This is a genomic window from Streptomyces sp. NBC_01478 (assembly GCF_036227225.1).
Classification (GTDB): domain Bacteria; phylum Actinomycetota; class Actinomycetes; order Streptomycetales; family Streptomycetaceae; genus Streptomyces.
In genome coordinates this window covers 6,812,779-6,824,805 of the sequence record NZ_CP109444.1, presented here as the reverse complement: position 1 = coordinate 6,824,805, position 12,027 = coordinate 6,812,779, and the positions used below count along the sequence as shown (strand labels likewise).

The following is a 12,027-nucleotide window of genomic DNA, read 5'->3' as shown; positions in this document are numbered from 1 at the left end:
GGCCCCTCAGTCCCATTCCAGGCCGCCGCGCCGCCATACGTACGCGTACGCGACGAAGACGGTGAGCACGAAGAGCAGCATCTCCACGAGCCCGAAAACACCCAGGGCGTCGAAGGTGACGGCCCAGGGGTAGAGGAAGACGATCTCGATGTCGAAGACGATGAAGAGCATCGCCGTCAGGTAGTACTTGATAGGGAAGCGCCCGCCGCCGGCCGGCGTGGGGGTCGGCTCGATGCCGCACTCGTACGCTTCGAGCTTGGCCCGGTTGTATCGCTTCGGACCGATCAGCGTGGCCATGACCACGGAGAAGATCGCAAAGCCTGCCCCGAGGGCTCCCAGTACGAGGATGGGCGCATACGCGTTCACCGCTCCTCGCTCCTCTCAGTCGGCACTGACTGCTGGCGATGGCATCGGGTCCGCTTCCGCCTCACCTGCCGCTCAAACCCCGTTCGTCCCAACGAAGATCGCGAACATGTGAAGCAGGTCACAAGCCCAACTGCCTCGCATCTTATGCCCGGCGCTCTGTGATCTGCGACACGGGGTATTACACAAGCTTTGTGATCTCCACCACCTGACGGTGGATCATCAAGCCGGAGGGGCGGTGATCTTCCCACGTGAAGCGTCCGGGCGATCACCAGAGGTGACATTTGCGCTCGTCATCGCAGGCCGCGAAGGGCGTCTCAATATCAAGAGGCTTCCCTTGCATGCAAATTGGAGTTGGACGGGGCTGCTTGATAGTGGAAGCCCGTTCACACATCAGAGGGAGGCGCGCGGCACGGTGTGGACGCGTGCACACATTCACGAAGTCACCCGCCGGCGGTACCTGCGCGAGACGCTCGCATTCCGGTAACCGTTCCGTGACCTGCACCACACTCATGAGAGGCGCATGAGAACCGGGCTTGGCCACCTGTCCCAACCAGTGGTAGTCGTCCGGCAATTCGGGCGTAACGACGAAAGCCCGTGATCACGGGCCTGATCGGTCAGGTCCGCAATGTCCGTTACGGCGTCAATAAGGAACGAGACAGCCGAAGTTCGTGGTCTCCGTTGAACAATTGTGGCGCAGCACACGTTTCTTGAAGGTATGGAGGAGTCCCTGATACCGGTTGGTCTCATGTCCCACACCGCTCACATACGCAGCCACCGGAAACCCCGCCGCAGCGCGACGTCGAACATCGCCGTGCGTGCCGGAGTTGCCGGTGGCGTTCTCAGCATGGCGGCGGCTGGTGCAGCCTCGGCCAACGCTGCCGAGACGACGCAGACCTTGCAACTGCCCACCCTGACGGCCGATCTGTCCGCGCAGGTCGCACAGTCCGCCGAGGCCACTCAGCAGGCCGCGGCGAACTACCAACTGCGCGCCGAGCGCGACGCGGCCGCCGCAAACGCCGCGAAGCAGGCCAAGGCGGACCTCGCGGACGCCAAGAAGAAGGCGGAGGCAAAGAAGAAGGCCCAGGAGGCCGCCCGTAAGGACGCTGCGGCCCGCGCCGCGTCGCGCAGCACCGAGAGGACCACCCTGGCCTCTTCGGCGACCACGAGCGCCTCCACGAGCACGAGCTCGTCGACGGCGACCGGTTCGGCCGCGGCCGTCGTGGCCTTCGTGAAGGCCCAGATCGGCAAGTCCTACGTCCTGGGCGCCACCGGCCCCAGCGCCTACGACTGCTCCGGGCTCGTCGGTGCCGCCTTCAAGCAGGTCGGCATCAGCCTGCCGCGTGTCTCCCAGGACCAGTCGACCGCCGGTACTCAGGTGTCCCTGAGCAACCTGCAGGCCGGCGACATCCTGTACTGGGGCAGCGCGGGCAGCGCCTACCACGTGGCGGTGTACGTGGGCGACGGCATGTTCGTCGGCGCGCAGAACCCCTCCACCGGCATCGTGGAGCGGCCGCTGTCGTACGACATGCCGACCGGTGCGGTGCGGGTGCTCTGAGCCCGCGCACGACGCCGTGAGCATGGGACCGTTGCCTCGGGGGCAGCGGTCCCCTCGGCGTACCCCGAGCAGACTCCACGCTCTCCGGGCGTCCCTGTCACCGGAGTTCGCGGCTTTCCCTACCGAAGTCCGCGGCTTCCCTGAAAGGCTCTTCTCTCAAGGTTCTTCAGTTCGGCTAACCACTCAGCCGGACGCCAAACCCGAGGAGGGCAAGTCATGCCACGTGTCTTCGTCCAGGGAAGCCCCGTCGACTCCTACCCCCGCCCCGCACCCGAGGCCGGGCGGGGTTCCGTGCGGCGCGTCACCGAGGTCGGTGAAGAGGTCCTGCACCGGCCGTGCCGGGACGTGACCGAGTTCGGGCCCGATCTCGCCGCGCTCATCGACGACATGTTCCTCACCATGTACGTCGCCGACGGCGCCGGCCTCGCGGCCAACCAAGTGGGCGTGGATCTGCGCCTGTTCGTGTACGACTGCCCTGACGACGACGGTGTCCGACATGTCGGGCACATCGTCAACCCGGTCCTCGACCCGCTCGCCCCGGCCGGCCGCCGGCTGCTCGACGAGGGCGAGGGCTGCCTGTCGGTACCGGGCGCGGTTATGGATGTGCCGCGTCCCGACCGGGCCGTGGTGCGCGGGCTCGACAAGGACGGCAACGCGCTGGTGATCGAGGGCACGGGGTACTTCGCGCGCTGCCTCGCCCACGAGACCGACCACGTCAACGGCCAGGTCTATCTGGACCGCCTCTCCAGGCGGGACCGCAAGGAGGCGCTGCGGCAGGTGGCGGACCGGCGGGACGAGGTGTTCGCCCGCCGGGCCGCCAAGACAGCCGCGCTCAGCGGCTGATCGCGCCCGAGCCCGAAGCCCGCCCTACGGCTACGCCTTCGGCGCCACCTTGCTCAGCCCGTTGATGATCCGGTCCATCGCGTCGCCGCCCGTGGGGTCGGTGAGGTTGGCCAGCATCTTCAGGGTGAACTTCATCAGCAGGGGGTGCGTCAGGCCGCGCTGGGCCGCGATCTTCATGACCTTCGGGTTGCCGATGAGCTTCACGAAGGCGCGGCCCAGCGTGTAGTAGCCGCCGTAGGTGTCCTTGAGGACCTGCGGGTAGCGCTGGAGGGCCAGTTCGCGGCTCGCGGGGGTCGGGCGGGCGTGGGCCTGGACGATGACGTCGGCGGCGAGCTGGCCGGACTCCATGGCGTAGGCGATGCCCTCGCCATTGAAGGGATTCACCAGGCCGCCGGCGTCGCCGACCAGCAACAGCCCCTTCGTGTAATGGGGTTGGCGGTTGAAGGCCATCGGGAGGGCGGCACCGCGGATCGGGCCGGTCATGTTTTCGGGGGTGTAGCCCCAGTCCTCGGGCATGGACGCGCACCAGGCCTTCAGCACCTCGCGCCAGTCCAACTCCTTGAAGGAGTCGGAGGTGTTGAGGACGCCGAGGCCGACGTTCGAGGTGCCGTCGCCCATGCCGAAGATCCAGCCGTAGCCGGGCAGCAGACGGTCCTCGGCACCGCGGCGGTCCCACAGTTCCAGCCAGGACTCCAGGTAGTCGTCCTCGTGGCGGGGCGAGGTGAAGTAGGTCCGTACCGCGACACCCATCGGGCGGTCCTCGCGGCGGTGCAGGCCCATCGCGAGGGAGAGCCGGGTGGAGTTGCCGTCGGCGGCGACCACCAGGGGCGCGTGGAAGGTGACTTCGCGTTTCTCGTCGCCGAGCTTGGCGTTGACGCCGGTGATACGGCCGGTGCGCTCGTCGATGATCGGGGCGCCGACGTTGCAGCGCTCGTAGAGGCGGGCGCCCGCCTTCTGGGCGTTGCGGGCGAGCTGCTCGTCGAAGTCGTCGCGCTTGCGGACGAGGCCGTAGTCCGGGAAGGAGGCGAGATCCGGCCAGTCGAGCTGGAGGCGGACACCGCCGCCGATGATGCGCAGGCCCTTGTTGCGCAGCCAGCCGGCCTCCTCGGAGATGTCGATGCCCATGGCCACGAGCTGCTTGGTGGCGCGCGGGGTGAGTCCGTCGCCGCACACCTTCTCGCGCGGGAACTCGGTCTTCTCCAGCAGGAGTACGTCGAGTCCGGACTTGGCGAGGTGGTAGGCGGTGGCGGAGCCGGCTGGCCCCGCGCCGACGACGATCACATCGGCGGTGTTTTCGGAGAGGGGCTCGGTCACGGCGGGATCTCCCCAAGTTCGCAATCTGCGTGCCGACCGGCACTGGACATGGGCAGTCTATTCAGCGTCGCTGATCACCAGGCTGAAGGGCTGCCCCGTGAACCGAGCTCTCCCCGCAGTACGGCTGCGTGTCCCCACCGACGAGGACGCCGTCGCCTGGCACCGGACCTTCGACCACCCGGACGTCATGGAGTTCCACGGCGGGAAGTCCGCGGAGCTGTCCGTCTACGAGGAGCTCACCGCCCGTCAGCGCCGGCACGACGCGGAGCGCGGTTTCTGTCTGTGGACCATGCTCGACGACTCCGACCGGGTCATCGGTTTCACCGGCGCCCAGCCGTGGCCGCAGGACTGGGGACCGAAGGGTGAGATCGAGATCGGCTGGCGGCTGGGGCGGGAGTTCTGGGGCCAGGGGTATGCCACCGCGGCGGCGGAAGCGACCCTGGAGCGGGTGCGGGCGGCCGGGGTGCCGAGCGTGGTGGCGATGGTCCTGGCCCGCAACACCCGGTCCATCGCGGTGACCCGGCGGCTGGGCATGAGGCTCGAAGAGGTCTTCACCACGCCCTCGCGCGCGGAGGAGGGGCACTGCTACCGGCTCGTACTGTAACTCAGAGTAACTAACAGCTACAGAACGACACTTGACGCTTCCAATCGGTACCGGAGCGGGGTTACCCTTCCGGTACCGCTGGGGGTGACATCTGTGCGCTTAACACCCAAAACACCCGAAGTGCGCGTACCGCGGCTCGTCGGCCTGATGGCCGTGGACGCGCGCGAGACGGCCCAGTCGCGCGGGCTGTTCATCAACTCGCCGGACCGGCCCGACTTCCATCTCGCCGTCGTCGACTACGTCGTACGGCAGTATCCGCAGCCCGATGCCGAGGTGGCGCGGGATTCTGTCGTCTACGTGTGGTTCGACTTCGGTGAGGGCGACGGCGGGGGCGGTATGCGCGAGCCGCGCGTACCCCGGCCGCCGAGCGGGGGGATGCAGCGCGAGCTGGACGAGCCGCCGGGCGACGCGTTCTTCGCGGCGGTGATCGGCTAGCCGCTGATCAACCAGCCGCCGATCAGCTCGCCGTTGATCAACTGGCGGAGTCCAGGCCGTCCTTGAAGCCCCGGTGCAGGGCCACGATCCCGCCGCTCAGGTTGCGATAGGCGACCTTCGACCAGCCGGCCTCGCGCAGCCGCTCGGCCAGCGCGGGCTGGTCGGGCCAGGCGCGGATGGACTCGGCGAGATAGACGTACGCGTCCGGGTTCGAGGACACGGTCCGGGCGACCGGCGGCAGCGCGCGCATCAGGTACTCGGTGTAGACCGTGCGGAAGGGCGCCCAGGTCGGGTGCGAGAACTCGCAGATCACCACCCGGCCGCCGGGCTTCGTCACCCGGTACAGCTCGCGCAGCGCGGCGTCCGTGTCCTGCACGTTCCGCAGCCCGAAGGAGATGGTCACGGCGTCGAACGTGTCGTCCTTGAACGGCAGTTTGGTGGCGTCGCCGGCCGTGAGCGGCAGCCAGGGGTGGCGCTTCTTGCCGACCTGGAGCATGCCGAGGGAGAAGTCGCAGGGGACGACATAGGCACCGCTCCGGGCGAAGGGGAGCGAGGACGTGGCCGTACCGGCGGCGAGGTCCAGGACCTTCTGCGCGGGGCGGGCGTCGACCGCCTTCGTGACCTCCTTGCGCCATCGGCGGTCCTGGCCGAGCGAGAGCACGTCGTTGGTGAGGTCGTACCGTTCCGCCACGTCGTCGAACATCGAGGCGACTTCGTGCGGCTGCTTGTCCAGGGATGCGCGGGTCACGGGCCCATTGTGGCAGTACGGGCCGGGCACACCGAAGGCGCCCGGCCCGTACTGCCCTCTTTGGAAAAGAAGCTCACGACTTGAAAGAGAAGCTCACGACGGCAGCAGCCTCGGTTTCTTCTTCGCCGCCACGTCCTCCACCCAGCCGCACAGCACGATGAAGAGCGCGATGAGAATCCAGCCGATGCCGAACATGAACCACTGGCTCCCCAGCGGCAGCCACTTCTCGAAGGCGGGCACCTTCCAGAACTGGTCGGTCAGCGGCACCGCGAGCACCAGCGCGATCTCGTGCCACAGATAGATCGTCACGGCCCGCGAGTTGAAGATCGTGACGATCCGGTCGAGCCGCTTGAAGCGGGTCAGCCAGGCGAAGTCGATGTTGAAGTAGGCCTTGGCCCACATCAGCAGCATGACGTAGCCGGCGGACCAGTAGGTCTGGGCGAGCGGGTTCTCGTCCAGGTCGTAGGTCCCGGCCTCGGCCTGGTGCGTGAAGGCGTACCAGCCGCCGAAGACGATCGCGGCGACCGAGAGCGTGACCACCAGGAAGGGCTTCAGCTTCTGGAGCACCCCGTCGCGGTGCGCGAAGCCGAGGACCCAGCAGAAGAGGTACGTCGACAGGTCCCACAGGGCGTTGCCGAAGCGGTTGTCCGGCCCCGCCCACACGAACTTCAGGACCACGATCGGCACCAGGGTCAGCAGCAGCACCGGGATCGGCGCCTTGCGGAAGATCCACAGCAGGGCCGGCGACAGCATCACGAACCAGAGATACGTCCGCAGGTACCAGAGGATCTCCCAGGCCTGCGTGCCCCAGGCGTTGCCCGGCGGATCCCCGACCGGCACCACCCAGAACACGATCTGCCAGCCCGGCATCCAGTCGTGGATCATCATCGCGACAAGCACGAAGAAGCCCCAGAACCAGAACGGCGGCAGCAGCCTCCGCATCCGGCTCTTGACCACCTTGAACGCGGGCCGCTCCAGCGACTTCGCCATCAGCGTCCCGGCCAGACCGAACATGATCCCCATCGAGGGGAACACCATCCCGCACCAGGCCCACCCGAAGGTGTGGTAGGTCACGACCCGGATCAGCGCGACGGCCCGCAGGGTGTCGAAGTACCGGTCCCGGCCCGCCGGTTCGGGCGCGGGCGCGGCCTCCTCGACGACCTCCTCGGCCACCGGCTCGGGCTGCGTCTCCGGCTCCGGCTCCACCGGAGGCAGCGTCGCCGTCTCGTCCACGGCGGGCGCCCCCGCGCCCTGCGGGCCGTAGTCCGTCGCCGTGTACGGCTGCGGATACGGCGGCTGTTGTTGCTGGTACGGCTGCTGCTGATACGGGTACGGCTGCTGCGGCTGGCCGTACGGCTGGGGCTGGCCGTAGCCGTCGTAGCCGTACGGCTGTTGCGGCTGCTGGGGATGCCCGTAGCCGCCGTAGCCCTGCTGCTGTTCCCAGGTCATCAGCTCGCCCCCGCCGGGGTGCCGACCTCACCGGTGCGCTTGAGTTTCTGCCAGCGCAGCCGGCCGCCGGTCAGGGCGGTGATGGAGGAGTGGATGAGGACCAGGTACATCATCTGGCGGTAGGCCAGTTGCTGGAGCGGCATCATCAGCAGATAGCGGTACTTCTCCTTGTCGAGCCTGAACGCGTAGGCCGCGCACAGGAGTTGGATGCCGAGGACCGCGAACCACATCGCGAGGGACGCCCAGAAGTCGACGAAGATCATCGAGTAGACGGTGAAGACGTCGATCAGCGGGGCGAAGACCGGCGTGATGATCTGGAAGATGACCACCAGAGGCATGCCGACCCGGCCGAAGCGGCCCGAAGGGCCCTTGTCCGTAAGGGACTTGCGGTGCTTCCACAGGGCCTGCATGGTGCCGTAGGACCAGCGGTAGCGCTGCGACCAGAGCTGCTTGAGGGAGGCCGGGGCCTCGGTCCAGGCCCTGGCGTGCTCCTGGTAGACGACCCGCCAGCCCTCGCGGTGCATGGCGATGGTGATGTCCGTGTCCTCGGCGAGGGTGTCCTCGCTCATGCCGCCGACCTGGAGCACCGCCTCGCGGCGGAACGCGCCGATCGCGCCCGGGATGGTGGGCATGCAGCGCAGCAGGTCGTACATGCGGCGGTCGAGGTTGAAACCCATCACGTACTCGATGTGCTGCCAGGCGCCGATGACGGTGTTGCGGTTGCCGACCTTGGCGTTGCCCGCGACCGCGCCGACCTCGGGGTCGGCGAAGGGCTGCACCAACTGCCGTACGGTGTCGGGTTCGAAGACGGTGTCGCCGTCCATCATCACGACGATGTCGTAACTCGCGCTGCGCACACCGTTGTTGAGGGCGGCGGGCTTGCCCGCGTTCTCCTGTCGGATGACCCGGACGTTGTCCATGCCGAACGAGCGGGCCGCCTCGCGGGCGATCTCCGAGGTGCCGTCCGAGGAGCCGTCGTCCACGACGATGACCTCGATCGGGTGGGTGCTCTTCGCCAGCGACTCAAGGGTGTTGGCGATGCACTCCTTCTCGTTGTACGCCGGGACGATCACCGTCACCGGGCGGGTGACGGTCGGGCCCCAACTGAACCGGCGTTTGTTGCGCTGTCTGTAGTGGCGCCGGGCGAGGATCAGCATCATCCCGAAGCGGCTCATCACGGCGACGCCGACGACGGTGAGGCCCGCCGCAAGTCCCGGCACCACCCACTCGGCGACCGTGACGGCGTAGATGAGCGCCTTGCCCTCGTAGAGGGTCATGCCGGTGGCCTCGCGGTGGGCGCCCTGGAGGACCGAGATCTGCCGGGTGCCGTTGCGGTTGGTGCCGTTCCCGGTGCCACCGCCCGCCGCGCCCGCACCGCCGACGGCCGAGTCGACCGGGGTCGTGCCGTTGCTGTTGCCGTTCGCGGCGCCGGTGCCGCCGGTGCCGCCGGGGGCGGCGGACGGTGCCGCGGACGGCTGGGCGCCGGCCTCGACCGTGCCGGTGCTCGTCCCGGCGGCCGCGCCCGCGCCCGCCCCCGCACCGGTCCCGCTCGCCCGCTCGGCGGCGGTGTTCTTGGCGATGGCGCCGCTCACGGTGGTGAACGTGTAGCCCTTCGCCTTCATCTTCTCGATGTAGGTGGGCAGCGCCTTCATGGTCTGCGAGCGCACCCCGCCGGCGTCGTGGAAGAGCACCGAGGAACCCGAAGTCCCGGACGGCGTCGCCCACTTGATGATCTTCGCGACGCCGGGCTGCTTCCAGTCGTCGCTGTCGGTGTCGACGAAGACGCTGGTGTAGCCGGACGCGCCGAGCTTCTTGTAGACGGGGTAGCTGTAGTTGTCGATGGCGTCCGTCTCCGAGGAGTACGGCGCGCGGAACAGCGTGGTGGTGATCCCGGCCGCGCCCGCGAGCGCGAGCTGGGTCTGTTCCATCTCCCGCTTGATACGGGCGTCGCTCTGGTAGGAGAGGTCGACGTGGGTGAAGGTGTGGATGCCCACCTCCTCGCCCTGCTCGACCATCTGCTTCACGATGTCCGGGTAGCGCGAGACCATCGAGCCCACCAGGAAGAACGTGGCCGGCACGTCGTACTTCTTGAGGATCTTCAGGACCGTGGGCGTGTAGGTGGGGTTCGGGCCGTCGTCGAAGGTGAGGACGATGGTCTTCTTCGGAATGGTCTGGGTGACGGGCGAGCCGTTGCGGAAGGTCAGGATCGGGCCGCCGTTGAGAACCTTGTCGGGGACCTTGCCTGCGCTCGCGCCGTCCCGGACGCGCTGGTCGCCGCCGACTTCCGCGCGCAGGTAGCCGTCGAGCAGCATCACGCAGGTGAGGCCGAGGAGAAGCAGCAGGGCGAGAATCACTCGGGGGCGCTGGAGCGCGGAGGCCTTTCCGGCCGCGCGCTCCATCCGAGTGGGGGCGCGCCGGCGCCCACGCGAAGGAGTCGTCGTAGTCATGGCTGCGGTGGCGCTCCGGTCAGTGTGCGGTGGCTGAGGAGGACGGGGCCGCGCCCGTGGGGGCGCCCGAGGGGATGTCGGTCGGAGCGCCGGTCGGAACACCGGAGGGCGCTACGCCGCCTCTGCCGCCGTTGGGGCCGTAGCCACCGCCGGGAGCCGAACCGGCCTGGCCGCCGCCGAACGGCAGCAGCGAGGAGGGGTTGATGGAGAGGCCCCAGCCCATGAACGCCATGCCGAGTACGAACGCGTACCCGAGGCAGATGGTGCCCATGAGGAGGCCGATCCGGCGCAGCACCTTTGACCGGCGGCCGGAGTTGTCAACGAACACGGGCCCTTCTGCGGACCCGTTGCCGGCTTTGCGGCGGCGACCGCGCGCAGAGGCGTGGTTATCGATGGCGGACTCGGATTGCATTCCCCAGACATTAGGGCGCCTTTATGTGACCAAAACTCTGATTCTCTTGTGAGCCCGCCAAGAAAAATGCCGGAACCTGTGCCTTCCCTTAGAGAACCCAGGAAATGCCATATGAGCGGCCAGTGTCGGTAGTGTCATCAATATTCCGCTTCGTCGCCCGACTTGACCGTTTCGCGTCTCGATACCCGTGGGTTTCCTATGTTTTCTCTGTCTTCGTGAGACACAGCCCCATGTGCTTCATTTAGGCTCCGGAAACCGACTCTGTTTCCATCCTGAGACAGAAATCACCGTCCCCACGCGGAAAGGGTGCATGCTCAATGAGGAGTTTCCTGAAACCGGCGGCCGGGCTCACCTGCTTGTTTGCCCTCACGGTCACCGGATGCTCCTCGAGCTCCGACGACTCGTCGGGCGCGGCCCCACCGGCAACACAAGACGCGAGTACGACCCCCTCCGAAAGCGCCTCTCCGACGCCTTCGGCCTCGTCGTCGACCACGTCCTACGCGCCGTACGTCAGCGTCACGACCGCCGACGACACGGACAGCACGGGGGCACCGTCGGCGTACAACCTCGCTTTCGCCATCGCCAAGGGCAGCACGTGTACGCCGGAGTGGAACGGCACGACCGCGATCGACAACGCGGCCGTGAAGTCCCGGATCTCGGCGCTCAAGACGTCCGGCGCGACCGTCCGGGTCTCCTTCGGCGGAGCGTCCGGCAAGGAGCTGGCGGAGACCTGCACCAGCGCGACCGCTCTCGCGAAGGCGTACGGCGAGGCGCTGGACGCGGCCGGTTCGACCCAGGCCGACTTCGACATCGAGGGCGACGCCCTCACCGACTCGACGTCGGTCGCCCTGCGCTCCAAGGCGATAGCCCTGCTCCAGAAGGAACGCACCGACCTCCTTGTGTCCTTCACGCTGCCCGTGATGCCGTCCGGTCTCGACTCCGACAGCCTCGCGCTGCTGGAGTCCGCGAACGACAACGCGGTCGAGGTCTCCACGGTCAACATCATGACGATGAACTACGGCGAGTCGTACACCAAGGACATGGGCGACTACGCGATCACGTCCGCCACGGCCACGCACACCCAGTTGAAGAAGGTGTTCGGGCTTTCGGACGCCGGGGCGTGGCAGGGGATGGCGCTGACCTCGATGATCGGGGTGAACGATGTCTCCGGTGAGACGTTCTCCCTCTCGGACGCGGCGCAGGTACGGACGTTCGCCGAGTCGAAGGAGGTCGCGTGGGTGTCCATGTGGTCGACGTTTCGGGATCAGCAGTGTGAGAGCGGGTCGTCCGATGATGACGCGGCGACCGATTGCAGTGGGGTGACGCAGAGTTCGGGGGCGTTTGGGGAGGCGTTTGCTGGGTGACGGGTGCGTTGTCCGGTGACGGTTCGTTGTCGCTCGGTGCGCAGTTCCCCGCGCCCCTAAAGGCAAAGCCCCTAGCGACGTCTGTGGACTAGCCGCCCCGCACACACCGTTGCGATGCATGAGCCGGACTCGTCGAATACGGCCAGGTCTGCTCGGCCCAGGTCTGCAAGTGCTGTGGGGCGTGGGGCGGCGAGGATCAGAACATCGTTCCGCTGCGCCGCGGACCGGAGTTCGGGTGAGTCGACGTGTTCCGCCATGACCGCGGTCGCGCCCGTCTTCAGTACGGCGTGGATGCGTTCGCGTGGGCTGGGGGCGGCCGGGAGTGGCCCCTCGTGGATGCGGGCCGGGCCCAGGACGCCCGGCCAACTCCGCACCCGTGCACCGGGAAAGCGCTGCTGGAGCTCCGGCAGCGTCCCGGTACCCGCGATCCGGGAACCCTCGACGGCGACGGCCCCGCCCTCGTCCGCCGTGTGGATTGTCAGCACAGGCA

General features: G+C 67.9%; 12 protein-coding genes. 5 read left to right on the top strand and 7 right to left on the bottom strand.

Features of this window, described 5'->3' with window-relative positions; genetic code table 11:
• Nucleotides 1–6: 6 nt before the first annotated feature.
• Nucleotides 7–366, bottom strand: coding sequence for an NADH-quinone oxidoreductase subunit A (locus tag OG223_RS30925; RefSeq protein ID WP_007383963.1), 360 nt, complete (start codon nt 364–366; stop codon nt 7–9).
• A 745-nt stretch (nt 367–1,111) separates the two neighbouring features.
• Here OG223_RS30925 and OG223_RS30920 point away from each other — a divergent pair.
• The gene (locus tag OG223_RS30920) at nt 1,112–1,921 is read left to right on the top strand and encodes a C40 family peptidase (protein WP_329255693.1); all 810 of its coding nucleotides are present in this window, start codon (nt 1,112–1,114) and stop codon (nt 1,919–1,921) included.
• A 216-nt stretch (nt 1,922–2,137) separates the two neighbouring features.
• Nucleotides 2,138–2,764: a peptide deformylase gene (gene def, locus OG223_RS30915; protein ID WP_329255690.1), complete on the top strand. Its 627-nt coding sequence runs from the start codon at nt 2,138–2,140 to the stop codon at nt 2,762–2,764.
• 30 nt (nt 2,765–2,794) lie between these two features.
• Here the strand turns inward: def and OG223_RS30910 are convergent, their stop codons facing one another.
• Nucleotides 2,795–4,078, bottom strand: a complete 1,284-nt coding sequence (locus OG223_RS30910; protein WP_329255687.1) for a geranylgeranyl reductase family protein — start codon at nt 4,076–4,078, stop codon at nt 2,795–2,797.
• A gap of 97 nt (nt 4,079–4,175) precedes the next feature.
• On the opposite strand from OG223_RS30910, the gene OG223_RS30905 reads away from it, so the two are divergent.
• Together OG223_RS30905 and OG223_RS30900 are read left to right on the top strand one after the other, a co-directional pair.
• Nucleotides 4,176–4,682 carry a GNAT family N-acetyltransferase gene (locus OG223_RS30905; protein WP_329255684.1) on the top strand — a complete coding sequence of 169 codons (507 nt, stop codon included), beginning with the start codon at nt 4,176–4,178 and terminating at the stop codon, nt 4,680–4,682.
• 120 nt (nt 4,683–4,802) lie between these two features.
• Complete coding sequence (locus OG223_RS30900) at nt 4,803–5,117, top strand: PASTA domain-containing protein (RefSeq protein WP_329255683.1); 315 nt, start codon at nt 4,803–4,805, stop codon at nt 5,115–5,117.
• A gap of 37 nt (nt 5,118–5,154) precedes the next feature.
• On the opposite strand, the gene OG223_RS30895 is transcribed toward OG223_RS30900, so the two are convergent.
• From OG223_RS30895 to OG223_RS30880, 4 genes are all read right to left on the bottom strand, one after another.
• Nucleotides 5,155–5,865, bottom strand: a complete 711-nt coding sequence (locus OG223_RS30895) for a demethylmenaquinone methyltransferase (protein ID WP_329255680.1) — start codon at nt 5,863–5,865, stop codon at nt 5,155–5,157.
• Between the two features lie 93 nt (nt 5,866–5,958).
• Nucleotides 5,959–7,314: an acyltransferase family protein gene (locus tag OG223_RS30890; protein ID WP_329255679.1), complete on the bottom strand. Its 1,356-nt coding sequence runs from the start codon at nt 7,312–7,314 to the stop codon at nt 5,959–5,961.
• Nucleotides 7,314–9,761, bottom strand: coding sequence for a bifunctional polysaccharide deacetylase/glycosyltransferase family 2 protein (locus OG223_RS30885; protein ID WP_329255676.1), 2,448 nt, complete (start codon nt 9,759–9,761; stop codon nt 7,314–7,316). Before OG223_RS30885 ends, OG223_RS30890 begins: the two co-directional genes overlap by 1 nt.
• Before the next feature lie 19 nt (nt 9,762–9,780).
• Entirely contained in the window at nt 9,781–10,089 is a 309-nt protein-coding gene (locus OG223_RS30880; protein ID WP_329255674.1) for a hypothetical protein, read from the bottom strand.
• Between the two features lie 401 nt (nt 10,090–10,490).
• Between OG223_RS30880 and OG223_RS30875 the strand changes: the two genes are divergently transcribed.
• On the top strand, nt 10,491–11,537 hold the full coding sequence (locus OG223_RS30875; protein WP_329255671.1) for a chitinase: 1,047 nt from the start codon (nt 10,491–10,493) through the stop codon (nt 11,535–11,537).
• Nucleotides 11,538–11,608: 71 nt separating this feature from the next.
• Here the strand turns inward: OG223_RS30875 and OG223_RS30870 are convergent, their stop codons facing one another.
• Nucleotides 11,609–12,022: an imidazolonepropionase-like domain-containing protein gene (locus OG223_RS30870; RefSeq protein ID WP_329255668.1), complete on the bottom strand. Its 414-nt coding sequence runs from the start codon at nt 12,020–12,022 to the stop codon at nt 11,609–11,611.
• Between the last annotated feature and the right edge of the window lie 5 nt (nt 12,023–12,027).